At 45.1% G+C, this 23701-nt stretch carries 23 protein-coding genes, 1 tRNA gene, 2 pseudogenes and 1 other annotated feature; of the genes and pseudogenes, 12 read left to right on the top strand and 14 right to left on the bottom strand.

Translation table 11 applies throughout. From position 1 onward, the window contains the following. The first annotated feature begins 163 nt into the window (after positions 1 to 163). Entirely contained in the window at positions 164 to 712 is a 549-nt protein-coding gene (locus tag HF864_RS08075; RefSeq protein ID WP_169462475.1) for an RNA 2'-phosphotransferase, read from the top strand. Positions 713 to 856: 144 nt separating this feature from the next. On the opposite strand, the gene HF864_RS08070 is transcribed toward HF864_RS08075, so the two are convergent. Next, a complete protein-coding gene (locus tag HF864_RS08070) occupies positions 857 to 1387 on the bottom strand; it encodes a GNAT family N-acetyltransferase (protein WP_169462474.1) in 531 nt (176 codons plus the stop codon). Positions 1388 to 1540: 153 nt separating this feature from the next. On the opposite strand from HF864_RS08070, the gene HF864_RS08065 reads away from it, so the two are divergent. After that, positions 1541 to 2584 carry an AAA family ATPase gene (locus HF864_RS08065; protein ID WP_169462473.1) on the top strand — a complete coding sequence of 348 codons (1044 nt, stop codon included), beginning with the start codon at positions 1541 to 1543 and terminating at the stop codon, positions 2582 to 2584. A gap of 143 nt (positions 2585 to 2727) precedes the next feature. Here HF864_RS08065 and HF864_RS08060 read toward each other — a convergent pair whose 3' ends face one another. Then, positions 2728 to 2907, bottom strand: a complete 180-nt coding sequence (locus tag HF864_RS08060) for a hypothetical protein (protein ID WP_169462472.1) — start codon at positions 2905 to 2907, stop codon at positions 2728 to 2730. A 69-nt stretch (positions 2908 to 2976) separates the two neighbouring features. On the opposite strand from HF864_RS08060, the gene HF864_RS08055 reads away from it, so the two are divergent. Next, complete coding sequence (locus tag HF864_RS08055) at positions 2977 to 4401, top strand: PLP-dependent aminotransferase family protein (protein ID WP_169462471.1); 1425 nt, start codon at positions 2977 to 2979, stop codon at positions 4399 to 4401. 225 nt (positions 4402 to 4626) lie between these two features. Here HF864_RS08055 and HF864_RS08050 read toward each other — a convergent pair whose 3' ends face one another. Next, a complete protein-coding gene (locus HF864_RS08050; RefSeq protein ID WP_169462470.1) occupies positions 4627 to 5406 on the bottom strand; it encodes an arginine deiminase family protein in 780 nt (259 codons plus the stop codon). Positions 5407 to 5485: 79 nt separating this feature from the next. After that, positions 5486 to 5875 (bottom strand): hypothetical protein, encoded by a 390-nt coding sequence (locus tag HF864_RS08045; protein ID WP_169462469.1) that lies wholly within the window; start codon positions 5873 to 5875, stop codon positions 5486 to 5488. 513 nt (positions 5876 to 6388) lie between these two features. On the opposite strand from HF864_RS08045, the gene HF864_RS08040 reads away from it, so the two are divergent. Beyond that, positions 6389 to 6688 carry a hypothetical protein gene (locus tag HF864_RS08040; protein WP_169462468.1) on the top strand — a complete coding sequence of 100 codons (300 nt, stop codon included), beginning with the start codon at positions 6389 to 6391 and terminating at the stop codon, positions 6686 to 6688. Between the two features lie 110 nt (positions 6689 to 6798). Then, a complete protein-coding gene (locus HF864_RS08035) occupies positions 6799 to 7191 on the top strand; it encodes an iron-sulfur cluster biosynthesis family protein (protein WP_169462467.1) in 393 nt (130 codons plus the stop codon). 290 nt (positions 7192 to 7481) lie between these two features. Here HF864_RS08035 and HF864_RS08030 read toward each other — a convergent pair whose 3' ends face one another. From HF864_RS08030 to HF864_RS08020, 3 genes are read right to left on the bottom strand one after another with little or no spacing between them, the layout of a single operon-like run. After that, positions 7482 to 7748 (bottom strand): SemiSWEET family transporter, encoded by a 267-nt coding sequence (locus tag HF864_RS08030; protein ID WP_169462466.1) that lies wholly within the window; start codon positions 7746 to 7748, stop codon positions 7482 to 7484. Positions 7749 to 7784: 36 nt separating this feature from the next. Continuing rightward, positions 7785 to 8660 (bottom strand): fructokinase ScrK, encoded by an 876-nt coding sequence (scrK, locus tag HF864_RS08025; protein ID WP_169462465.1) that lies wholly within the window; start codon positions 8658 to 8660, stop codon positions 7785 to 7787. A 17-nt stretch (positions 8661 to 8677) separates the two neighbouring features. Then, positions 8678 to 10036: a glucose-6-phosphate isomerase gene (locus tag HF864_RS08020; RefSeq protein ID WP_169462464.1), complete on the bottom strand. Its 1359-nt coding sequence runs from the start codon at positions 10034 to 10036 to the stop codon at positions 8678 to 8680. 224 nt (positions 10037 to 10260) lie between these two features. Here HF864_RS08020 and HF864_RS08015 point away from each other — a divergent pair, with 224 nt between their 5' ends. The 4 genes and pseudogenes from HF864_RS08015 to HF864_RS08000 all read left to right on the top strand — a co-directional run bounded on the left by HF864_RS08015 (position 10261) and on the right by HF864_RS08000 (position 15058). Beyond that, complete coding sequence (locus HF864_RS08015; RefSeq protein WP_169462463.1) at positions 10261 to 11247, top strand: LacI family DNA-binding transcriptional regulator; 987 nt, start codon at positions 10261 to 10263, stop codon at positions 11245 to 11247. A gap of 192 nt (positions 11248 to 11439) precedes the next feature. Further along, entirely contained in the window at positions 11440 to 12837 is a 1398-nt protein-coding gene (locus tag HF864_RS08010; protein ID WP_169462462.1) for a glycoside hydrolase family 32 protein, read from the top strand. Positions 12838 to 12869: 32 nt separating this feature from the next. Continuing rightward, on the top strand, positions 12870 to 14147 hold the full coding sequence (locus HF864_RS08005) for an oligosaccharide MFS transporter (protein ID WP_169462461.1): 1278 nt from the start codon (positions 12870 to 12872) through the stop codon (positions 14145 to 14147). 202 nt (positions 14148 to 14349) lie between these two features. Beyond that, positions 14350 to 15058: pseudogene (locus tag HF864_RS08000) on the top strand (fructose permease). A gap of 163 nt (positions 15059 to 15221) precedes the next feature. Here the strand turns inward: HF864_RS08000 and HF864_RS07995 are convergent. Then, positions 15222 to 16103 (bottom strand): 3-hydroxyacyl-CoA dehydrogenase, encoded by an 882-nt coding sequence (locus HF864_RS07995; RefSeq protein WP_169462460.1) that lies wholly within the window; start codon positions 16101 to 16103, stop codon positions 15222 to 15224. A gap of 386 nt (positions 16104 to 16489) precedes the next feature. Here HF864_RS07995 and HF864_RS07990 point away from each other — a divergent pair. From HF864_RS07990 to HF864_RS07980, 3 genes are all read left to right on the top strand, one after another. Continuing rightward, a tRNA-Asn gene (locus HF864_RS07990) sits at positions 16490 to 16562 on the top strand. Between the two features lie 117 nt (positions 16563 to 16679). Further along, positions 16680 to 17771 (top strand): putative mucin/carbohydrate-binding domain-containing protein, encoded by a 1092-nt coding sequence (locus HF864_RS07985; RefSeq protein WP_169462459.1) that lies wholly within the window; start codon positions 16680 to 16682, stop codon positions 17769 to 17771. After that, entirely contained in the window at positions 17737 to 18042 is a 306-nt protein-coding gene (locus HF864_RS07980; protein ID WP_169462458.1) for an LPXTG cell wall anchor domain-containing protein, read from the top strand. The genes HF864_RS07985 and HF864_RS07980 overlap by 35 nt, the downstream gene beginning before the upstream one ends. Before the next feature lie 269 nt (positions 18043 to 18311). On the opposite strand, the gene HF864_RS07975 is transcribed toward HF864_RS07980, so the two are convergent. From HF864_RS07975 to HF864_RS07950, 6 genes and pseudogenes are all read right to left on the bottom strand, one after another. Beyond that, positions 18312 to 18815, bottom strand: coding sequence for a zinc-binding dehydrogenase (locus HF864_RS07975; RefSeq protein ID WP_240936900.1), 504 nt, complete (start codon positions 18813 to 18815; stop codon positions 18312 to 18314). Continuing rightward, on the bottom strand, positions 18763 to 19029 hold the full coding sequence (locus HF864_RS07970; RefSeq protein WP_169462457.1) for an NAD(P)H-binding protein: 267 nt from the start codon (positions 19027 to 19029) through the stop codon (positions 18763 to 18765). The genes HF864_RS07975 and HF864_RS07970 overlap by 53 nt, the downstream gene beginning before the upstream one ends. Before the next feature lie 3 nt (positions 19030 to 19032). Beyond that, on the bottom strand, positions 19033 to 20322 hold the full coding sequence (locus HF864_RS07965) for a hypothetical protein (protein ID WP_169462456.1): 1290 nt from the start codon (positions 20320 to 20322) through the stop codon (positions 19033 to 19035). A 653-nt stretch (positions 20323 to 20975) separates the two neighbouring features. Beyond that, a complete protein-coding gene (locus HF864_RS07960) occupies positions 20976 to 22154 on the bottom strand; it encodes a pyridoxal phosphate-dependent aminotransferase (protein ID WP_169462455.1) in 1179 nt (392 codons plus the stop codon). Between the two features lie 39 nt (positions 22155 to 22193). Beyond that, the gene (locus tag HF864_RS07955) at positions 22194 to 22982 is read right to left on the bottom strand and encodes a carbon-nitrogen family hydrolase (protein ID WP_169462454.1); all 789 of its coding nucleotides are present in this window, start codon (positions 22980 to 22982) and stop codon (positions 22194 to 22196) included. Positions 22983 to 23017: 35 nt separating this feature from the next. Further along, positions 23018 to 23248 (bottom strand) — a binding site (T-box leader). A 47-nt stretch (positions 23249 to 23295) separates the two neighbouring features. Next, positions 23296 to 23701 (bottom strand): annotated as a pseudogene (locus HF864_RS07950) (MFS transporter); the annotation flags it as partial.

Genomic DNA, 23701 nt, shown 5'->3' with positions numbered 1-23701 from the left:
GCATTAGCAAAAACATCGATTCTTGCTTGTAATGTTTCATTCTAATATTTTTTCTAATCATTTTATCATAGTGTGTGAATTGATTAATGGAAACTATCAGCTTGTCTGACTATAATCAATGCCCTATGCTTATTATTAGAATTCCAGTAAAGAAGGTCTTTTCATGCAGCGATCTATCTATCTTTCCAAAAAGATTTCTTATGCGCTCAGACACAATCCTCAAAAATACGGCCTGCACCTTGATGAATATGGCTATACCAAAATCAGCGATCTTTTGCAGGCGTTGAATCATGTTCATCATCTCAACCCGCCGGCTACCATCGCCGATCTTAAAAACATTATTCAAAATAGCGACAAGGAGCGTTTTAAAATTAAAGGCGATCTGATCTGTGCGCTGTATGGTCACTCACTGCCTGGCATCATTCAGCATCCGGCAGCGACACCGCCTGATACTTTATACCATGGTACGGCCAGACGTTTTTTGGACAGTATCAATCAAACCGGACTACTGCCAATGGGCCGCCAATACGTGCATCTTTCAGCCACTATCTCCATGGCGAGACAGGTTGGTCAGCGCCACGATCAGTTTCCGGCCATCTTAAAAGTCGATGCCGCTCGTGCCAGCCAAGACGGGATCAACTTTTACATTGGCAATGATCAGGTTTGGCTTTGCGATGAACTGCCCAGCCAGTATCTGACCCGCATCGAATAGAAAATAATAAAAGAGGTTGGGAAAAACTAATTTTTCCGAAAAAATAAAACAACTTTAATAATAGAAATGGCCGAGGATCAACGTCTTAAGTAACGTAATCTTCAGCCATTTTTCTATTTTGAGACTTTATTTCCAGCCTCTTATTTATTCATCCAGTTGCAGCGCATACCAGTAATCGGTCTGGCGATCCTGACCGATTACAAACGTATGCGAACCAGCCTTTTTAAAGCCATAACGCTTATAAAAATGCCTTGCCCGATCGTTATGCTCCCAGACACCCAACCAAACTGTCTTAACCCTCGATTTTTTGGCCTCATCTAATGCCTTGTCCATCAAATAGCTGCCTAGATGCTGATTCCAGTATTCAGGCAGCAGATAGATACGCTGCAGCTGCATAGCATTTTCAAAAACCTGATCCGTCTGTGCCATCCGCCAATTTAGTTTTAAGTAGCCAACCGGCGTGTCGTTAAGTTTTAAAAAATAAGTGCGGCTGTCCGGATCACTGAGCTCTCTAATCAGTACTGGCAGCGCGTATGCTTCATCCGTATATGCCTTGACGGCTTGCGGTTCATGGTACGGACCAAACATTGCAGTAAATGATTTGGTAGCAATCTCTTGCAGCGTAACAATGTCTTGTTGTTTTGATGCGGTAACTGGTACGATTTCAACCTTCATAGCTTGATACCTTTCCGTTTATAATCACATATGTTTATCGTAAGCGGTTTCTGTATTTTTGACAATCACTTATTGATATCTGTCCCATTAACTTGTCTTGGTCGAATCGTCAAGCTACAATAAAAGCAAATTCAGTCAGAATGAGGGGTAAAAATGATTAATCCATTTAATCCGGGATTTGGCAATATCTCACCCAGTTGCATCAAACGTCCCGTGCTGCAGCAAAAATTGCTTGATCAGGCCGATCAGCTGCATGGGGCCTTTTTGCCGGTTTTTGTTGACGGTCCACGGGGATGCGGCAAAACCGTCTTTTTAAACGATCTGGGGGATGCCATGTTGGATCGTGACGATTGGATCACAATTGATCTGGAATTAGGTGATGATTTCTTCAGTACACTGGTGGGCGCAATCTATTATCAAGCCAGTGCCACAGTTAACGAGGAATTAGACAGTCTCAGCTACAACACGCCCAGTGAAATGTTTGCCAAATACGTTGAGACGCTCACCAAGCATCAGCAGCAGCTTTTCATCACGGTTGACGAGGCCAATCAGCCTACTGATGCTTTGCTAAAGCTTCTGCAGCTGTGCCAGCAATTAGGTCATGATGGCAACACAATCATGATGGTCTTGGCTGGCATTACCAGTCGCATGCCACAGTTTTTGGGCGATGAAAACTTTTCATCACTGGTTCAAAACAGTCAGCGCCTAACCTTGCCTTTGCTTGATCTTGATACGGTCGCTAAAAGCTATCAGCAAATTTTTACCAAAGGACACCGCATCATTGAATCGCAAGTCTTAAAAACAATGGCCCGGGCAACCGGTGGCTATGCTTATGCCTTTCAGATCCTGGGCTCACTGGTATGGGAAAGCAATACCCAAAAAATCGATCAGACCTCTTTAAGCCAATTGCTGCCAGCCTACCAAAATCAGTTGTTTAACGATGCCTACCTGCCGATCGTTAATGAACTAACGATGGGTGATCGCGAAGTCATCGAGATCATGGCCCACGAGATGGATGAGACCATCGATGAACGCTTCTTAAAAGAACAAATCAACGATACCAGCACGGCAGCTCCGATCTGTCTGCAGCATTTGATCGAAAACCAGATCGTTAATTATCCTGAGCCTGGTAAGGTTGCTTTTGCCTTGCCATATTTTCGTAAGTTTGCCATTAAAAATGAGAACAAGATTGCCTAATTTTTTAAGTGGCTAGAAATCAACTCAACCTCTTAACTACTTTTAGATCACAATACCCCTGTGCAGCAGCTAGGTGGTAGTTCAAACGGCAAAAATCGGTAGCCAGCTAATTTTCGCCGTTTTTTCTTACTCTCTTTTAACAGTTAGCTTTCACTGGTCAAGAACCGTCCCAAGAAAAAATCATGTTGTTGAAACCAGTCAACCCAGCGACCGGTAAACAGTACGGACAGAATCGTTCCTTCTCGCACGCCTTTTAGATCATGCGTAAAAATCAAAGAGATCAAGACCGCCAAAACCACGCCCTCACCTGGCATAACAATCATCTGCGAATCATATCTGCATTTACCCAGTAAAATACCTTCAATAAAAATTAAAGCAAGGGGGAATTCACATTGCCCACCACTGCCATCGACAGCATTAAACTGAATCGTCATGCCAAAGAGCCGCTTTATGCCCAGCTTTACGCGACCTTGCGCAGTCAGATCATTAATGGTCAATTGGCTCCCAATCGCCGGCTCCCAGCCGTCCGCGTTTTAGCCAAGACACTGAGCATCAATCCAGGAACGGTCGTCAGCGCCTATCGTGAACTGGAAAAAAATGGCTATATCATCAGCCGCCGCGGATCAGGTAGCTTTGTGCAAGAAGGCATGGCCAATTCACTGCCTGATCAATCTGCCATCCCGCGTTTGCCGCGGCTGGATGCTGAAAATGCACAAGGTTTGGATCAGTCGGTCATTGATTTTGCCAGCTATTCGCTAAATCCCGATCGTTTTTCCACGACGGCTTTTAAGCAGGCAGTCAACCATATTTTGGATCGTGACGGCGGGCATGCCTTTTTGATTGAAGATGAGATGGGCTACTATCCCTTGCGCGAGTCAATCGCTGCCGAATTGGCTCAGCGCTGGATTCAGACCGCACCACAAAACATTCAAATCACTTCTGGTTCGCAGCAGGCCATCGATATTTGTGCACGGGCACTGATCAGGCAAGGCGACTGCGTAATGGTCCAAAATCCAACCTACCCCGGGGCCGTTGACGCGTTTAAAGCGTGCGGTGCCAAGGTGGTTGGACTCAACTTTGATCATGGCACAATGATTGATGAACTGGAAAAAACGCTCTGCATCATTCAGCCCAAGATTCTTTATTTAATGCCCAATCTGCAAAATCCAACCACTTATTCGCTAAGCAGACGCGAAAAAGCCCGCATTTTAGGGTTGGCACATTACTATAACTTTTGGATCATTGAAGATGACTATGGCTCTGGTTTGGCATACGACAGCAATACGCTGCATGCCATGAAAGAAAATGACCCCGATGACCGCATCATTTACGTACGCAGTCTTTCACAGATCTTTGCTTCGGGAATGCGGCTGGGCTATCTGGTATCACCAACGCGCCTGATCGAAAGCTTTGCCGGTGTCAAGCGAATTGCCGATATCTCAACGTCAGGTCTTTCGCAGCGCATCTTTGACTATTATTTAAGAAATCGACTATGGCGCAAGCATCTTGAAAGCCTAAAACTGGCCTATCATCATCAGTATCAACTGGCTGACCGCTTACTGAGCAAATCGTTTGGTGATCAGCTGTCCTGGCAGAAAAGCGATGGGGCCGTGTGGTTTTGGCTCAAACTCAATCTGCCCATGTCAGCCGCTGAATTTTGTACGGCCGCCCGCCGAGTTGGCGTCTTGGTAGAAAACGGCGATCGTTATTATATTCATGCAGCTCCACACGATCATCTTCGTCTGTCATTGGCCCCGGTTAAAGAAAGCGACATCTCCACGGGTATCAAGCGATTGGCAGAAATTTTACCCCAATAGTCAATTAAGCCAAACTAAGCTCGAAGTCTTTTCAATAAAAGATTGATCGTATTCATTAACAGTCGTAAAATAATCAGTGTTAAATTCATTTGGTATTTCAACTTTAAGAGGATCCTGCCACGGCGCAATCGTGACATTCCAAAACGAAGGTGGGATACCTTTTTAATATAAAAGAGAAAGCACGCCGTCAATTCTTAGCTTGATGGCGTGCCTTTTAGTTTATGATTAACGGAAGCGCAGCGATAGACAGGTCAGACCACCATCAATCTTGGCAAACTCTGACATATCGGTTTCATATACGTCAAAGCCATTTTCAACCAGCAGCTGATGAACGCCGGGGAATCCAGCGGGCATAATCACGCCATTGCCGGTATTAATGCAGTTAACGGCATAATCCTCACCGGCTGGTACCTTGAGCTGATCAAAGTCCTTGAAGTATGGACTGTCGATGTATTCGCCAGAAACCAAGAGCTTATTGTTACCCATGTAAGTCGTACCCGTCTTTAAATGCAGTACTTTTTCAACAGGGACTGCCTTGACGGTCTTACCAAACATTTCAGCAATCTTGGCAAACTGATCAATTCCAGCTTGATTGGTCCGTGCCGAAAGCCCTACATAAATCAGATTATCATCAACCGGCATCACATCCCCGCCTTCCAGGGTTCCCGGTGCCTTAATTTCAAAAATCTGGTCTGGTTCAAAGAATTGGTCAAGTGCTGGTCGAATAAATTCTCGCTCGGCTTGTCGCGTACTGCGCGCTGGATTGGTAACGACTGCAAAATCATCAAAGACAATGGCTGGATCCTCAACAAAACAAGAGTCAGGGAACTGTTCTAACGGCTCTAAAACCGTAACCGCAATACCGAGTTTTTTAAGCAGCTCAACATAAGCATGGTGCTCAGCTAGGGCTTTTTCATAGCTTGGCTTACCAGCGTCAGCATAGTCATCGATCCCGTCAACGACCGACTTGCCAGGCGTTCTAACAATTGCCTTATCAAATAGCATGATCATTCCTTCTTTCAAAATGCAATGCGTTCGATAAGCCAAGTATAGACTTTTGTATAACCGCTTTCAAGATTGCTTTTTATTTGATCTTATGCAGTATCGATAAGCCGTAATATTGTTGAAGCACCAAATGATCGGCGTACTTAATTTTTTGACGTTTAATTAGATTTGCGGCGTGCTGATACGAACATCCTAAGAGTTGTGCCGTTTCAATCAAGGCATCCAAATCATCACTGCCCAGCTCAATATCGGCAAGCGGTACTCTTTCCAGCTGATATTGGATAAAATTCGTGCCATTGGCCTGTGCCATCGCCTCCGCAATCCGATTGACCTTTTTGAGCAGATGTTGTCCAACTTCTTTACTGACCACCAACGCTTGTTTTTGATCGACTGTCCGCAAAATCCGGTCGTCTATGGTCAGATAACGATGTGTAGCCGGATTTATTAGTCTAACTAGACGTTCATTCACGATATCCCTCTTTACAGCCACTTGCTAAACAATCTCCACTCCTACTCATTGCCCAGCATGATGACGAGTTTTCCAGAAAATATCATAATCTAACGCGCAACGCAAATCCTACTCACGATTTATGGCTCCCTCTGCCGATTTGGATCCGCCTTCAAGTTTGGCATAATGATCGATTCTGATTATTTAGTTAAAGACTCTTCATTTTATTATCAATCATAACAATATCCTATTATCTCACTAATTAGTCAACCTATGATTTTTTCTTCAGATGTGAATATTTTTCCCAGCGACAGCTGTCTATTTACCTAGCAGGATAATCAGCGATGATTGTTGATTTGGACAATCTCCATTATTAATTTTGTTTTAATTAACAATTTAAAACAATTGGCACCTGTTGGAATCTGGCTTCACATTTCCTTCATATTTGTGATTTGACCGGCTTTCTGCTAAGATAATCAACAAATTTTAAATGAAAGGCACCATGCTCCAGCGTGGCTTACATCCAATCTTTAAATGAAGTCAGCATCTACGATTATTTTGTCTTATGGACTCTGCATCGCGACTCTGCTTTTAGCCAGCGGCATTATCTTTTTTGTGCGCCGGCAGCTGCCTGCCCGCAGCCTGCAGCGCTGTCAGAAGCTCGTCAACCATGAACGAGCCCTGTTGACTATGGGCTTTGTGGCTTTTGCCGCCAGCTTGGGTCTGTTTTTTATCAACTGTACCTGTGCCTTGTTGGCCAATGTCTTTTCAGAAGGCTTTATGATTTTGGCATTAATGATGACAATTATGATTACGATTCGCAGTTCTTTTTAAGCCGATCCCCGTCTCTAATCTTGAGACGGGGAATTTTTATTGAGCATTTTAATTTACACTTACTAAAAATAAGTATAAGCTAGTAAAAAATTGAATGAGAGGTATTCATCATGCAACTTACATTTTCTCCCCAAGCTCAGCAGCGGCTGCAAAAATACATCAAGCCAACCTCAAAATTGATTCTGGACTTCGATGATGGCGTTGGTCCATTTTCAAAACTGGGCAACTGCTCTTTGGATGCCAATTTTAAATTGATCATTGTAAGCCAAAGCGTCAATCTGCCTGACTTTAATGCTCAACTCACCTCAAATCTAGGACCAGTCTGGTATAAGGATTACACGGCATCACAGTTGGATGAAAAAATGGAGGTCCGCTTTAATCAAACGTATTTCACTATGCCATTGGTTAGTGAACAGCGTACAATGACGGACAACCTAGAACTTCTGGATCTGCAGGAAGGCTTTAGTACCGAGTCAGCGTTCAATGGTGCCCACGACTGTTAGCCACGCTCTGCTCTAACGCCTCATTTCCCCAGTTTAGGCTTTCCAGGATTTCGAGAAATGAAAAATGGCGCCGCCCCAAATTTGGAGCGGCGCCATCGCTGTTTTATGATCGAAAATTAAGCAGCTGGCTGTTGTTGCAAACCATTTTTATAATGATATCAACGTTATCTTTTTTCAGTGTAAAGAAGACTTGAATAAAGACAATGAAGGCAATCGATAAAATAATAATTAATAATGAATGCCAATAGCCATTGTTGTCTAGTGTTCCTTCTGACCAATTCAATCTCTAATTAGAAGTGAAAGCAAGTAATGAACGTTGCAAAACTAAAGAAGACACCAGGAAAGTTAGCCCAAAAGACCGGCCAATCCCGATCCTTTTTAAAGTAGGCATAGATACTCCAAAGCGAACAGTTGACACCAGCTACGAACGGCTGCAGCGGTGCGCCATACTGACCATGAAGATTGTTGATGATCTGAGCGATATAAGAAACATACATCAAGATAGCAATTACACTTGCAAATCGACCTAACCAACTGATAAATTTTTGATTTGACATTGTACATACTCCTCTCAGTAAGTCCTAATACGCTTCCTACTCAACCAATGCTTTTAAGGCCAAGGCAAAATTGCCTACCGTCGCGGAACCATTGTCCTTAGCCAATGGCATGACCAGATATTCATCCAGGTTGCCAACTGATACATAATCATTCAGCAGCTTCTTGAAATGAGTCCGTACCATCTTTAAGAAACGCTCACTGACAACGCCACCGCCAAACACGATCTTATTTGGCCGCATCATCAGAGTCGTATCCAAGGCTGCCTGGGCTGCATAGTAGGCCATAATATCCCAGACTGGATCTTCCAATGGTACATCTTGACCTTTCTTGCCAGTCCGTGCTTCAAAAGTTGGGCCACTGATCAATCCTTCAAGACAATCGCCATGGAATGGACAGATTCCCTTAAAATTCAAATCATCTGGATGGCGCTTAACGCGAATATGCCCCATTTCAGGATGCCCCAAATCACCAATAAACTTGCCATCAACCACGGCCCCGGCACCAACGCCGGTCCCAATCGTGAAGTAGACTAAGGAGTTAAGGCGTTGGTTAAACAGCGTTGACAAAACGTATTCACCATATGCGGAGCCATTAACGTCCGTCGTCCAGGCAATTGGAAGATCAAATGCCTTTTTGATCGTGCCGACAAAATCCGTGTTGGACCAACCTGGCTTAGGTGTGTCCGTTACATAACCATACTTTGGCGAGTTGCGACGAATCTCAATTGGACCAAACGATGCGATTGAAATTGCCCGCAGATCCTCAAACTGCTTGAAATAGTCAATGCAGTTCTGCAGCGTTTCTTCAGGCGTCGTGGTTGGAAATTTGGTACTGTCAATAACTCGATAATCTTCGTTGCCAACAGCACATACAAACTTGGTGCCCCCGGCTTCAATACTTCCCAATAACATCGTACAATATCCCTTCTTTACTTATTTTCTTTCATTTGCGCGCGCAGCTTGTCGCCAACTTCCTCAAAGCCTGGCTTGCCCAGCAGACCAAACATGTTGGTCTTGTAAGCTTCAACCCCCGGCTGGTTGAATGGATTGATGCCGTTCAAGTAGCCTGAAATGCCCATCGCTACCTCAAAGAAGTAGATCAGACTGCCCAGCGTGTATTCATCTTCACGCGGAATGTGCACCGTCATGACTGGCACGCCACCGGCATTGTGGGCGGCTACTACGGCTTGGTAGGCCTTGGTGTTGACCCAGTCCATGTTCTTGCCTTGCAGGTAGGCCAAGCCGTCCAGATCGTTTTCAGCCGTTGGAATCGTGACGTCATGGTTTGGCGTGTCCAGCTTAACGACCGTTTCCATCAGATTGCGCATCCCTTCTTGGATGTATTGACCAAGCGAGTGCAGGTCAGTCGTAAAGTTGGCGCTGGATGGGTAGATGCCCTTTTGATCCTTGCCTTCTGATTCACCGGCCAGCTGCTTCCACCATTCGGCAAACATCGTCATGTTTGGCTCGTAGTTTTCCAGCAGCTCCGTCGTGTAGCCCTTGCGATACAAAATGTTACGGTAGGCTGCGTATTGGTAGGCTTCGTTTTGCGTCAGGTCTGGGTTGGTGTATGACTTTTCAGCATCCGCGGCCCCTGCCATCAGTTGATCAATGTCCGCACCCGAAGCAGCGATCGGTAGCAGACCAACGGCACTCAAAACGGAGTAGCGACCGCCCACGCCATCTGGAATCACAAACGTTTCCCAGCCAGCCGCGTCGGCTTCGGTCTTCAAAGCCCCACGCTTGGCATCGGTCGTAGCGTAGATTCGTTGGTTGGCACCGGCCTCGCCATACTTCTTGACCAGCAGCTCGCGGAAGATCCGAAAGGCAATGGCTGGTTCCGTGGTCGTACCGGACTTGGAGACCACGTTGACGGAGAAGTCGCGGTCGCCGATCAGCTGAACCAGATCATGCAAATAAGATGAACTCAGCGAGTTGCCGGCAAATAGAACCAGTGGGAATTTGCGGTCTTCTGGCTTTTGCGAGTAGTAGAACGAGTTATGCAGAAAGTCGATGGCCATTCGCGTCCCCAGGTAGGAACCACCAATCCCAATGACAACCAGGACTTCAGAATCGGACTGAATCTTTTGGGCCGCCTTTTTGATGCGGTCAAATTCCTCATGATCATATTCCGTTGGTAAATGCAGCCAGTCGCGGAAGTCCGCGCCAGCCCCCGTGCCGTTGCGCAGCTCGCTGTCAGCCGCGTTGACCATGGCCTGCATTTCGCCCAGTTCGTTTTCGTGCACGAACTTCTTCAGTGCACTGGTGTCAAATGATAGCTCTGTCATGATTAAACATCCCTCTACGTTTTTATTTTCTAACTTTTCGCTTATTTAAGCGCTTTTTTAATATAAAACCGTTTTCTCTTTATTTCAACCGGTTGAAATAAAACTAGCAAATGGTATAGCCCGTTGAAACCGTTTTACACAATGATCTTATCTAATTTTATATTTTTTTGGCATATTTTTATAATATAATTTCAATATGACTAATTTAAAGGAGTTGGGCAATTTTGAATAACCATCGCGTCCCCAAATTAGAGGATGTCGCCAAACTAGCTGGCGTTTCTAAGGCAACTGTTTCCCACGTATTGAATCGTCGCGGCTATCTAAGCCAAAAAACGATTACCAAAGTCGAAAATGCCGTCCGCCAGCTAAACTACCATCCCAACACTGTTGCCCGCCAGCTGTACAAGCAAAAGACCAACATCATCGGCATGATTTTTCCGAGTGTTGACAATCCGTTTTTCTGTCAGTTGGAAGCCGAGATCGAACACTATCTGGACAAAGAAGGCTATCGGGTTTTAATGTGCAACAGCAAGAATGATCCCGAAAAAGAAGAACGTTATTTAAAAAATCTGCTGACTCATCAAATCGATGGGCTGATCATCGGTTCGCATAATCAGCATCTGCAAGGATATCAGCACCGCGAGCTGCCAATCGTTGCCATTGACAAGAATATCAACGAAAACGTTCCGGTTGTCTCCTCTGATAACTATCAAGGCGGCGTGCTGGCAACGCACCGATTGATCGCGGATGGTTGTCGCCACATTTTCCATACCAACGGCCCATTGGATTTTGATTCCCCTACCCAAGAACGGCGTCGAGCCTTTGAACAGGTAATGGCCGAAAACAATCTGCCAGCCATTACTTACCATCTGAGCCTTACCGCGACTTTTGAAGATAAAGTAAGCGTCTTTAATCAGCTTTTTATTGAACATCCAGAAGTGGACGGCATCTTTGCGGCTAATGACATGGATGCCAGTCTTTTGATCTCACTGGCAAAAAAATTTGGCAAGCAGGTACCGGAGGATCTTAAAATCATCGGCTATGACGGTGCTAATACCACCCGCTTTCTGCGTCCTGAATTGACGACCATCAAACAGCCAATTGATCAAATTGCCAAGGTAGCGGTTCAGCTGCTACTGGCCCGCATCGATCACTGCCCGGTTCAATCAGTCGTCTTACCGGTTTCCATCGTTAATGGAACGACCGCATAATATTTTAATAATTTTTATTTTCTTCATCTTAATTTGAAAATAATTTGAGTTGTTTTGATTTGATAAACGCTTGACATCAAAAATGTAAGCGTTATAATTCATCTCGTAAATTGATTCAAATTACTTTTTTATTCACTAAATATTTCAACCGGTTGAAACAAAGTGCTAAAAATTGATATTGGAGTGTTATTTATGACCCAAACACCAATCAAAGTTACCAATCAACGCTATCGTCTCGGATATCATCTAATGCCTGCCAGTGGCTGGATGAACGATCCAAATGGCTTTTCATATTTCAAAGGCTACTACCACCTGTTCTATCAATATTACCCATACGCTTCTGAATGGGGACCAATGCACTGGGGACATGCTCGCAGTAAGGATCTGATCCATTGGGAAACGTTGCCCGTTGCCTTAAAGCCTACCCGTCCGCAAGATGGGTGTTTTTCTGGCAGTGCCGTTGTTTACCAAGACAAGCTTTGGCTGATTTATACCGGTCACCACGTGCTCGATGCCGAAAAAGACATCAACTGCCAAGATCAAAATCTTGCCTACAGTACCGATGGCATCCATTTTGAAAAATACGCCGGCAACCCCATTATCGCCCACGCGCCAGAGGAAGAAAGTTCGGCTGATTTCCGCGATCCAAAAGTTTGGCAAGAAGATGATCATTTCAAGATGGTCGTTGGCAGTCGTGATCAAGCCGGCTTAGGGCGGGTACTGCTGTACGACTCACAAGATCTTAAGCATTGGGAATATGAAGGCACGGTTTCTGGTGCCAAAAGCGTTGATGAAGAAGGATTTATGTGGGAATGTCCTGACTTTTTCCGACTCAACGGTCAAGACATTTTGTTGACATCGCCACAAGGCATCAAGGCAACCAAAGAGCAGTTCCTCAACCAGCACAACACCGGCTATTTTGTCGGCCAGTACTCAACAGCCGATAAACAGTTTGAACGCGGCTCATTTACAGAACTTGACAACGGTCATGATCTCTACGCAACCCAAACACTAGTTGCTCCAGATGGCCGCCGTGTAATGGTTGCCTGGATGAACGCTTGGGATTCACCAATGACGGAAAAACCTGATGGCTGGTGTGGTGCAATCACTTTACCGCGCGAACTGACCATTAAAAATAATCGACTCTACCAGCATCCGGTAGCTGAAGCTCTGTCTTTACGCGAAGCTGAAGTTATCAATCAAGAAGTTGCTGAACCGCTGAATTGCTCATTGAGCCGGCATACCGAAGTTAAGCTGGACTTGAATGGATTGCCAACTGGGACCATTTTAAAGCTGGCTGACAAAAACAATGCCGGCTTCAGCATTGAGGCCGATCAAGATGGCCGTCATTTGATTCTTACTCGCAACAGCGATCCCGAAAATAAGCGTTATGCCGTGCTTGACGCAACAGATGAAAAGCTAAGTCTGCAGATCTTTATTGACTCCAGCTCAGCTGAAATCTTTGTCAACGATGGTGAGGTTGTCTTTACTGAACGAATCTACTGGCAAGATAAACCAGTACTTTCTTTGAATGGTACCACCGGACATCTGCAAGTATTCGAGCTGTCCGCGCAGACTAATAGCTACTAGAAATTAAAAGCAAGTAAAGGAAATGATTGATTATGAGTGATGTAAATAACAACGAACGCTCGGGGCAATTAAAAAATCCCTTTTATGTAAGCAATTCTCTTAATATTCTGCTGTTCTTTGCCGGCTGGGGTATTTGGTGGTCATTCTTTCAGATTTGGCTAACCACCAAAGAAGGTTTTTCCGGCGCCCAGGTCGGTGAGATCTACTCTTTTAATTCAGCATTCTCCCTAATTATGAACCTGGTTTACAGTAACATCCAAGACCGGCTTGGCATTCGCCGCAATCTGTTGGTATTCTGTGCTGTTCTGCAAGTCTTTCTTGGACCTTTCTTCACTTTCTTATTCGTGCCAATGCTGCGAGCTCACTTCTTGATGGGTGCTCTGATTGGATCATGCTATCTAACGCTTGCCTACCTGTCAGCATCCCCAATGTTTGAGGCCTTAACTGAACGGGTAAGTCGTCGTTTTAACTATCAATATGGTTCCGCCCGTGGCTGGGGATCGTTCGGTTACGCCCTTTCCGCATTAATCGCCGGTTTCCTGTTCACGATTGATCCGGCCCTGTTGTTCTGGCTTGGATCTGGAATTGCCGTAGTTCTACTGATTCTGCTTTTGTGCTGGAATCCAATCCGTAATGAAAAAGACGTTGCTAAGTTTGAAAATCCGATGGTTAAGGAGCGCGAAAACTCTAAACCGGCTTCAAAGGACTTCTTAAACATCTTTAAGATTCGTAGTTTGTGGGAAATTGCAATTTTCTTAGTTTTCAGTGGTACTTTCTACACGATTTTTGACCAACAGATGTTCCCGCAATTCTTTACGCAATTCTTTAAGACCCAAGCTGTTGGTGACCATATGTATGGGATCCTTAACTCAGTTGAAGTGTTCCTGGAAGCGATCATGATGGGCTTGGTTCCGCTACTGATGAAGAAAATCGGTGTACGGCAGACGATTCTGGTTGGGGTCACTTTTATGTTTATCCGAATCGGCGGCTGTGGTCTGATCACCAATCCAGTTGGCGTTTCGATCATCAAACTGCTGCATGCTCCAGAAACGGCGATCTTCTGTGTCGTTATGTTCCGTTACTACACGCTGCACTATGACCCACGGGTATCGGCTACCATCAACATCGTTACCGGGATCGCCGGTTCCTTTGGTCAGATTCTGCTTTCTACTCCTCTTGGTATTTTGCGCGACCATATCGGCTATCAGCCAACCTTCCTGGTCATTGCCGGCATTGTCTTTTGCGCTGGTATATACAGCTACTTCATCATTCGAAAAGACGATCAGGAAGTCAACGGCGAGAAGCTTTAGATGCTCATCAAATCAAGGAGGTGGTGCTATAAAAATTTCTATGATTAATATCAACACCTTACAATTTCATCATTGATTATCAGAAATGCTCCCCTCATAAATTTTCTGATGGTCCACTTTGTTTTCCTAACAGTCGAAGCATGCCCGTCTCCTTGCCGGCACGCTTCGACTTTGGCATTTTATTTTTAGCTGAGGTTTTTCAATGAGCAAATCACAACGGACTATTTCAACCGCTGCATCGATCGGATATTTCATTGATTCTAAACGCATTTGGCAACGTCTTAACTCTCGAGACGAGTAGTCATATTCATCCAGCTATTTTAGGCTCAGCATATTGGACAGCTGCTGAGGCCGATCTTGGTCATGCTGTTTTAGGCAATAATTCTTGGGTTTTATTTTGGGCCTTTTTCCTTTTAGGCGTCTTGATCGCCTTTTTAAATGCCATCTTGATGCATAAGCTCGATTGGCAACGAATTGGCGGCAATATCGTTTTTATGCTGCCATTTGCCCTTTTGATTCAATGGTTCAGCAATCTCTGTGATGCCTTCTTTCCACAATCAAACACCTTTTATTCAAACATCTGCTATATTTGCTTAAACTTTTTCGGCGTCTTTTTAATTGGAGTTGCAATCTCAATTTATCAACGGGTCAATATCGTCCTGCACGCCCAAGATGACCTCTTTCAAATTATTCGTTTTCGCTATACTAAAGTAAATGCTACCATCGCCATGTGGCTTTCCTATCTGCCACCAACAGTCATGGGCATTTTGGCCTGGATGCTTACCGGCCGCATTGAAAACATCGGTATTGGTACGATCTTTGCTTTTATTTTCCAAGGGTATTTTACCGGTTGGGCTGACCAGCACGTTTTTCCGAGATTGAAGCATCAAGCTCTAGACGTCGGCAACTAAATCCAACTTAATCGTCCAACTGAGTTTAGTTTAAGAATGGAACCCATCAATTCAATGATTTCAGCTACCCAGTCATTAATCGTTATATTTAAAATTTAAAACTGCCTCACAATTGCCGGAATCTCTCCAGCAATCATGGGGCAGTTTTTCAAATCTGATCAAGTTAGGCTTTTAAGAAGTTGGGATCTTCATAGGCCGGGTGCGGATAAGTATAGAATCCTTCACCTGCCTCAACGCCATAGTGACCGGCATCGATCATGGCCTTAAGCTTGTCGGCAATTGCCTTTTGCTCTGGCGTATCAGCATGGGAGCTGAAAATTGCCCAAACCGTCCGCAGACCAATCACGTCCATTGACATAAATGGTCCCATCGGCGCGCCGGTTGAATTCATCCAGTCTTTATCAATCGTAATCGGGTCAGCCACACCCTTTCCCCAAAGACCCAACGCCGCGTTCAGAAATGGCACGGACAGCGCGTTCATAATGTAGCCGTGCTGTTCTTTTTTCAAAACGATCGGCAGCATCTTGATTCCTTTGGCAAAAGCCACGACTTCTTGAATGATGGCCGGATCAGTCTGAGGCGTGCCGACGATCTCAGCCGTGTTAAAGACCCAGATATGGTTGGCAAAGTGCAGATGAAGAAACTTTTCAGGACGATCCACCAGTTTGACCAGCTGACTCGGCACATAGGTCGATGAGTTGCTGGCAATAATTGCTTCTTTAGGGAGAACCTGGCAGAGCTGCGCGTAGAAGTCCTTTTTCGTGTCTAGATTTTCGGGCACGGCTTCAATAACCAAATCGGCGTCCTTAAATGATGTTTCCCATTCATTGGTAATCGAGACAATGTTTTTCAAGCCGGCATCAAACTGCTCGTCGGTCAGCTTTAAGTCGTGCTTGTAAAATGGCCGCAACGCCGCGATTCGTTTTTCGGCCCGTTCCGGATGCGGATTCCAGATACGAACCTGGTAGCCGCACAGCGCACTTTGATAGGCAATCTGACTGCCCAGCGTTCCAGCACCGGCAATCGTTACGTTTTTAATTGACATAATTAACAACCTCGCCTTCTTTTGATACTTCTAAATGTATTTTTATTATAAACTACTTTGTGATTTTTCGAAAGCGCTTCATAAGATACAAAATGTTGATAATCGATTGTCATTGTTAACTTTTTCTTCTTAAACCAGGTTGACAAACTTTGTGAAAAATAATCATTTTTGATATTTATCCTGACTTGCAATTTTGTGATCCACTTTTATCTTAGGGATGTCAACCACCATCGGCTAAAGTCGATGGCTTGTGAGCAAGCTATGCTAAAAATGCCGGCCAAGCGAATTTAATCAGCCTTTTAAAAAATTTTTGACTTTTTTCTGTTTTTTACTGGCATTTTCTAAATTATGTGTTAATATAATTAAGTACTTATTTGTTAAGTCATTCCGGCATAGCTCAGTTGGTAGAGCACCTGACTGTTAATCAGGTTGTCGTCAGTTCGAGTCTGACTGCCGGAGTATTTAAAACAGCGATGTCATTTTGGCATCGCTGTTTTTTTGACCATCTCAAGGATTCGTTATTACTTTAATCATTATTTAATTTCTTTAAACCAGTATTTTTAAGGGGAAAATTCAATGCAGACACCACGCTTGCCTAAATACCTGCTGCTGTCCAGCTTCGCGCTTTTGACAGCAACAACCGGCTTTGCTTTTAACGATGCAACGGTTAAGGCCGACACGACTGCCAACAGCTCAACTACTGCTGTAACGACTGCCAATACCGTTACGTTAACCAACACTTTGCAAAGCAGCACCGCATCTGCTACCAACACCAACAATTCAGTTGCTGATGATGCTGATATCGTCAGCGATTCATCGGCATCGTCGGCTGCGACCAATGAGAGCACCAGTTCAGCAGCAGACGTACCAACCGAAGCTATTACATATGATAGTGGTAACGTTGCTCAATCCGATACCAGTTGGACGCTCAAGGGACTTGGCAACTATACCTTTGCTCAGCTCGACTACTACAATGCCAATCAGACTGCCCAGCCTGCTGGCGAACTCACGATCAAAGCCAGTGGTCAGCCGCACAGCTACTTTCCTAACGCGCAATACGCCCGCGTGACGGTCAGCCGTGGTGCTGAGACGCTGTTTGATCAGACCTTCATTGGCGACCAGAGCTATCGGTTTAATCAGACGCTGCAGCTGCAAGCCGGCGATGTTTTAAGCATTGAGCATGCCGAAGCCAAAACACGCTACACGACTAATGACGATGCCACGATGAAGACCTCGGCACTTGGCGACTTGAGCCGTTTCGTATTTGTCGTAGCCAATGATCTTTCATTAAGAAACATCAGCGACTATGCCTATTTGGATTCAAAAACCAAAAAGCTGATTGATGACGATACCATGGCATTTGGCGTTTCAGCCAGCGACATCAATACCATGCAGACCCAGCTTGACAATCAGCAGGCTGACTTAACGACCGAACAAAAGTCGCTTTTGCAATCACGGCTGGATCAGGCTAAGGATCTGCTGGCCAATACGCCTAACAGCATCAATATTGGCCAGACCATGACTTACCAGGGATTCGTACTGTCACCAGATACCAGCATCACGCAGACCAACAAAGAAGGCCGCTACATGGGGACCTACCACGATCGGCAATCTTTGGGGATGGTGCTGTCGGATGGCTCAACGATCAGGATTCGGCGAGTTTATTGATACGACAACCAATGACAATCACGAAGATGCTTCTAAGGTTGCAACAGCCCAATCAGCCAATGAAAATGTATCATCAACCGTATTTATGACCAACGAGCCGGTATCCAGTGAAAATAAACCTGCTGCTCATCACCATACCGATTCTCAAAGCGATTCAAATCAACAAAAACTGCCTCAAACCGGTAACGAAAACACGGCCTTACTTGGTTTAGGTCTTTCCGCATTAGCAGTAATGTTGGGAATTGGTGGTCAGCGACTTAAAAAAGATTAAAATAATTACCGATTAGGCTTAATCTGGGTATTTATTGATGATTTTAGCCGTCAACTATGGTATTCTGAAGCTATTGTGATATAATTCAGACATAAATCATGACGAACGCACCTCGTCTGGTTTGGACATGGATATTATTGCGCGGCGATTGGTTGACAACCCCTGTGACAGTTGTGAGTGGACAACTTCATTCAACCGATCCTCCCCATAACAGCCGCACAATCCATTGTCAAGATTATCAGGACCCCCCCTGGTATGAGAAAGAGCCGCTAAGAAACTTCCCCGTTTCTTAGCGGCTCTTTTGTTTTGTTGAAAAGTAATCTAATGGCGAGTTTTGTCTCAAAGCCATGGAACGTATGCGTAATCATCAATGAAGGATCCAGACGGCCATTCATAATCAGACTGGCTGATTTTTCCATCCGCAGTCGACTGCTTTGCATTACCTCGCCATCAATCTTGATGTTGGACATCCCAACACCCCAGTCACCGGCATTAATCTTAACCGTGTCATGACCATTCAAGTAAGCAACGTTACCAATCGAAGCACCTGGCTTAGACATCCGAACGGCTTGTTCAAAGGTGTGTTCGGCATCCCCACCGGCAATCAGCACCTTGTCTACGCCGACATGGTTTGTCAGTTCAAGAATTTGATCGGCAATATCGCCATTGTGATAATCAATAATATCCGTAGCGCCATATTGCTTGGCAACTTCGACAGTCTTAGGCCGTGAAACATGGTCGCGATCCATTGCAACCGTGATTTTTTTTGGCAAATAACTCCAGATTGCCACTCAAAGCAACAAAAACCGCATCTTGACCCTGCATTGCCTGATCCAGATCGGCATCATTCATTACGTTACCACTGATCGCTTTTTCTCGAGCACCGGTTTGAATCTGATTTGCTGAACGGGCAAACAGTGTCAACTCATCATCAGTTTGATCCAATAGCCGAAGATCAGCGTTTTGAGCAACGCAATCTTCAGCCATTTTTTAATCATCTTGATCATCAGAAAGCAGCTGGGCCAAGTGACGAGCCAGTTGCTGCTGCTGCAGTGGCGTCAGTCTGGTCAGCAGTTTATCAACCAGTGCTGGCGTTTCATTTAAGATAGCAGCTAAAGCATCAGCCAAGCGATCATCATCGGCTAAGGCCATCAGCTCTTGAACCAAGGCATCGATCCGCTTGCCAGCAACCTCCTCACGACTGATTGGGGCATCATCTGCGGCCTCGCGCTGAGCCTGCGCATCGGCAGCTTTAAAGAATGCACGCACTCGATCGCCACCATCATGAACTGCCTGGCGATACAGATCCTCATCCATTGATGAATAGACGCCAGTGACTTTGATAAACGCCCCCAGCGCCAACATGGCATCAACTACCAACTGCACGTTTTGTTCTTTGATCTGCCCATGTTCCAAGAGCCATTCAAACAAATAGGCCGTTGGTGCCGCCAGATCGCTGGTAATCGTTTCTGGATGCTGCGCAATCAAATAGCGGTTCAAATAGACATCGGCTAAGCGCAGATACTGCTGCATTCTTGCATCATCAACCGTTTCGGCCTGCTCCAGATAGTCATGATAGCGCCGTAAAAATGCATCGTTGACCTGGCGCATCTCACGAACAATTGCCGCGTAACCATTCCAAGCCGGCGTTTTTTGAATCTGATCGTCCCATTGATGAAACTGGTGATAGTCAAATTCCCAGGCGGATTTTTCTGCCATGCTGCCTTTTCTTTGGGCTGGCAGGCGCCATTCTTGATTAATCTGATTTTTAAAGCATACGGCTGGTGCCATCTCGGGCTTGCGCAAATCACAAAAGACGCGCGTACTGCTGCCCAGCGTCAATGAAAGAATCCCCAACTGATTCAGTAACTGCTCATCATCCAAGCGGTCCACATCAATTTTGGCTAATTCTGGTGCATAGGCACGGAAGGCTTTTTCAACCAAAAAATCATCAGTCATGTTTTGAAATTCAAGCTTGCTGTGGGCAATACAATTAACGTATTCAGTTAGTTTAATGGAGCTGATCCCCATTCCGGCCATCACAAACATCAAGACTTGTCGCAACACTGAAACTGGACTGACTTTGAGAAACTCGGCACCCGGCAGCACGATTGGCATCTGCGTATTTTGATTGATACACAGCAGCATGCCATAATCCTGCATGGATACCTCACGAATGATCCAGTCGCACAATGATGTTTCCTTAACGTATCGTGGCTTGGGAGCACTAATCAGCGTCTTTTTAAATGCAGGGGTGAGTTTTTTGCTGGCAATTAGCATATGTTAACACCACCTCTTGTTTGATTTATCAAGATATTACTACCTATTAAGGATAACGCAATTACAGAATCATTTTCAACCGCTTTCAGCAAAATCTGTCGCATATTCTAGTAAAAACAAGACAAAACTCGCTTTTGAGCCATTTTTCACTAAATCAATATGAAAAAAGGCGGGACTTTATGTTTCCCAGAAAAGTTCATCAAGGCAAAACTTCCGTCGATGGGAAGAAGATGAATATCCCGATCCACAAGAAAAGCGGCGATAAAGCCTCCGATAATTCCGTTAATGGTTGCACACCTGTAAGCTTTTCCTCTTATTACTGTCTGTCTCTCATCATATACAACGGGAGAGGATTTCTTTTTGCGCAAAAGTACAAGAATCAACAGAAAAAAGCTAGTAGCAACACTATTCCAAATAAGTAAATCATATCAATTCTCCTTGTCATAATGTCAGCTATATATGACAAATTAAATCGTACGGTTTGGCAACAAAATTAAAGAATAATCAATGCTTTCGTGATGTGAAAACAAGGAGTGCTTCGGTAGAAGATATCGATATGCTGACAGACCCGCCAGCCAGCTACTGCGCTGAGGCATTATTATCCAGAAAATAATAAAGAGGTTGGGTTAATTCCCAGCCTCTTAAATTCCTGATCAATCAAACAAATGCAGCTCTGCCACCCGTTCAACGGCTTCTACCAATCGCTTAGGCTTGATCAGCAGGCCAATCCGCACGTAGCCTTCACCATGCTCACCAAAGCCATTACCAGGTGCTACGGCAACGCCTGCCTTGTCCAACAGCAAATCGGCAAACGTTTCGCTGGTAAAGCCCTTTGGTACCGGCATCCAGGCATAGAAGGTTCCCTTTGGCACATAAGCATGCCAGCCAATCTTTTCGGCGGCTTCTACAAAGGCATCGCGACGCTTTTGATAGCGATGTACGATCTTTTGAATCTCATCGTCACGCTCTGGACTCTTTAAGGCATCAATTGCCGCATATTGCAGGGCTGGGAACAGACTAACAAACAAGTGATCCTGAATCAGATTCAAGGCATGAATGATGTCGGAGTTGCCGACTGCAAATGCAATCCGCCAGCCCGCCATGTTGAACGTCTTAGAATAAGTGTAAAATTCGATACCGACTTCTTTAGCACCTGGCGTTTCCATAAAGCTGACCGGAGCTTGATCATCAAAACCTAGCGCACCATAGGCAAAGTCACTGATGATGCCAACATGGTATTTTTTAGCCCATTCAACCAGTTTGGCATAAAATTCCTTGGTTGCCACGGCACCGGTTGGGTTGTTTGGATAGTTCAGATACATAAACTTGGCACGCTTGGCCGTTTCTTCAGGGATCTTGTCCAAGTCGGGCAAGAAGTTGTTTTCAGCCAGCAATGGAAAGGTTTCGAACTTAACCTCACCCAGCGCGGCCCCAGACCAGTAGTCAGGATAGCCAGGATCTGGTAAAAGCATCGTATCGCCTGGATTCATCAATGCCCATGGCAGTTCAACCAGACCAATCTTAGACCCGCCTAAAATAGCGACCTCGGTTTCAGGATCGATTTGGGCACCGTATTTTTCTTGATAAAAATCTGCCGCCGCCTGCTTGAATGCTGGCAAGCCTTGGAATGGCGAGTACTTATGCGTTTTCGGATCAGCAACCCATTTCTGTGTACTTTTAACAATATATTTTGGCGTTGGCTTATCAGGGTTACCCTGGCCCAGATTAATGACGTCGACACCCTCTGCTACCTTGGCATTAACCTTGGCGACCAGATTGGCGAAGAATTGCTTTGGCAGTGTATCCAACAGTTTTGATTGTTTAAATTCCATTGATGATCTTCCTTTCAAATTTTTCTGATTCTTTTAATACTAGTCGTATAGCTCCGGACGCCGATCCTTAAATACCGGAATCGGACCCCGCACTGCTTTTAATTGATCCAGATCCAATTCAGCAATCGTTAAACCGGCTTTTTCACCGGCATTGGCAATCACGTTCCCCAATGGATCCACGATCAGTGAGTGACCACTATAGCTGTTTTCGGCGTCGTGTCCAACCCGATTAACGGCTACGACAAAAGCTTGATTTTCAATCGCCCGCGCCTTAACCAATGCCTCCCACTGCTCAACGCGCGGCGTCGGCCATTCTGCAGGGACGTAGATAACGTCGACACCCTGCTTGGCCACGGTACGGAACCATTCCGGAAAGCGCAGGTCATAGCAGATAAAGCTGGCACTCTTGACGCCTTTTAATTCAAAAACGTTGCCGTGATCACCTGCTTGAATAAATTGGTCTTCATGCATCAAGCCAAATAAATGCACCTTGTCATAGCTGCCGACCAATTGTCCGGTTTCATCATAGACATAGGTCGTGTTGTAGAATTTGCCGCCAGCTCGCACGGTTGCCACTGAACCGCCCACAACAGCAATTTGATTTTCCTTGGCAGCCTTTGCCAGTAGCTGCTTGGTACGCCAACCATCTTGATCGGCCAATCGTGCCAATTCGGTCAGTGCATAGCCGGTATTCCACATTTCTGGAAATACGACTACGTCAGCACCGGCCTGGGCGGCAGCCTTGATTTCTTTTTCAACCGTCTGATAATTTTGATCTGGATCACCCAGTACAATGTCAATCTGAGCAACTGCTACCTTAAAACCCATTAACTTCATCTCCTTAATAAAAAAACTCGCCCCAGCTAAAGGACGAGTTTTCGTGATGCCACCTTTATTTGCCGTTTTGTCGCCAAAACAGCCTCAATAAGTCATTGACTCAGCGAGATAACGGTCGCTTACCGGTTCCGACTACTCACTTCATCGGTCCGCCACTTAAATCAGGACCATCTTCATCGTTGAAATCTGCTTTTTTCCACCAACCAAAAGCTCTCTAAAAGATTTGTAGCGACTACTCATCCTGGGGCATCGTTTCACTATGATTATGAGTTAATTCTAATCATTTTTTAATTGATGTCAAGCGTTATTTTAAATCAACCGGCGACATTTTTTGATTGATCCGATTCAGCCAGATCACCAAAATTCCGGCAACTGCTGCATACACGGCACCCCCCGGCCCAACAGCAATCAAGCCATGCGTTTTAACTAATAGACTGCCGGTTGCTGAACCAAGCGCAATTCCAAAATTGGAAAAGATTGAATTGATCGAAGAAGCCATCACTAATGATGCTGGATAATCATGCGTGGCAATATCGATAAAATGCAGTTGAATTGGCGAATTGAGCAGATACATCAAGACCCCAATCAACATAATCATAATCAGCGCCAACCCACGGATGTTAAGACTAATTGATGACATACTCCCCATCAAAGATGGGAGAGTTTCCGATGGCCCCTCACGGGACCAACCTGACTTTACTCCGTATGCG

Origin of the sequence: Lactobacillus sp. MRS-253-APC-2B (assembly GCF_012843675.1) — a bacterium.
In the GTDB taxonomy this organism is placed as follows: domain Bacteria; phylum Bacillota; class Bacilli; order Lactobacillales; family Lactobacillaceae; genus Limosilactobacillus; species Limosilactobacillus pulli.
Note: the sequence above shows the minus strand (reverse complement) of the source record. Positions and strands in the feature narration are given on the sequence as shown.

What these genes read in the sequence shown, in the direction of transcription:
- HF864_RS08050 (WP_169462470.1), bottom strand. Translation starts at nt 5,406, where the DNA reads ATGCTATTTGATAAGGCAATTGTTAGAACGCCTGGCAAGTCGGTCGTT.
- HF864_RS08030 (WP_169462466.1), bottom strand. Translation starts at nt 7,748, where the DNA reads ATGTCAAATCAAAAATTTATCAGTTGGTTAGGTCGATTTGCAAGTGTA.
- HF864_RS08065 (WP_169462473.1), top strand. Translation starts at nt 1,541, where the DNA reads ATGATTAATCCATTTAATCCGGGATTTGGCAATATCTCACCCAGTTGC.
- HF864_RS07985 (WP_169462459.1), top strand. Translation starts at nt 16,680, where the DNA reads ATGCAGACACCACGCTTGCCTAAATACCTGCTGCTGTCCAGCTTCGCG.
- HF864_RS08075 (WP_169462475.1), top strand. Translation starts at nt 164, where the DNA reads ATGCAGCGATCTATCTATCTTTCCAAAAAGATTTCTTATGCGCTCAGA.
- scrK (WP_169462465.1), bottom strand. Translation starts at nt 8,660, where the DNA reads ATGTTATTGGGAAGTATTGAAGCCGGGGGCACCAAGTTTGTATGTGCT.
- HF864_RS07980 (WP_169462458.1), top strand. Translation starts at nt 17,737, where the DNA reads ATGGCTCAACGATCAGGATTCGGCGAGTTTATTGATACGACAACCAAT.
- HF864_RS07995 (WP_169462460.1), bottom strand. Translation starts at nt 16,103, where the DNA reads ATGTCAATTAAAAACGTAACGATTGCCGGTGCTGGAACGCTGGGCAGT.
- HF864_RS08010 (WP_169462462.1), top strand. Translation starts at nt 11,440, where the DNA reads ATGACCCAAACACCAATCAAAGTTACCAATCAACGCTATCGTCTCGGA.
- HF864_RS07970 (WP_169462457.1), bottom strand. Translation starts at nt 19,029, where the DNA reads ATGGCTGAAGATTGCGTTGCTCAAAACGCTGATCTTCGGCTATTGGAT.
- HF864_RS07955 (WP_169462454.1), bottom strand. Translation starts at nt 22,982, where the DNA reads ATGGGTTTTAAGGTAGCAGTTGCTCAGATTGACATTGTACTGGGTGAT.
- HF864_RS08040 (WP_169462468.1), top strand. Translation starts at nt 6,389, where the DNA reads ATGAAGTCAGCATCTACGATTATTTTGTCTTATGGACTCTGCATCGCG.
- HF864_RS08060 (WP_169462472.1), bottom strand. Translation starts at nt 2,907, where the DNA reads ATGATTGTTATGCCAGGTGAGGGCGTGGTTTTGGCGGTCTTGATCTCT.
- HF864_RS07965 (WP_169462456.1), bottom strand. Translation starts at nt 20,322, where the DNA reads ATGCTAATTGCCAGCAAAAAACTCACCCCTGCATTTAAAAAGACGCTG.
- HF864_RS07960 (WP_169462455.1), bottom strand. Translation starts at nt 22,154, where the DNA reads ATGGAATTTAAACAATCAAAACTGTTGGATACACTGCCAAAGCAATTC.
- HF864_RS08005 (WP_169462461.1), top strand. Translation starts at nt 12,870, where the DNA reads ATGAGTGATGTAAATAACAACGAACGCTCGGGGCAATTAAAAAATCCC.
- HF864_RS08070 (WP_169462474.1), bottom strand. Translation starts at nt 1,387, where the DNA reads ATGAAGGTTGAAATCGTACCAGTTACCGCATCAAAACAACAAGACATT.
- HF864_RS08035 (WP_169462467.1), top strand. Translation starts at nt 6,799, where the DNA reads ATGCAACTTACATTTTCTCCCCAAGCTCAGCAGCGGCTGCAAAAATAC.
- HF864_RS08020 (WP_169462464.1), bottom strand. Translation starts at nt 10,036, where the DNA reads ATGACAGAGCTATCATTTGACACCAGTGCACTGAAGAAGTTCGTGCAC.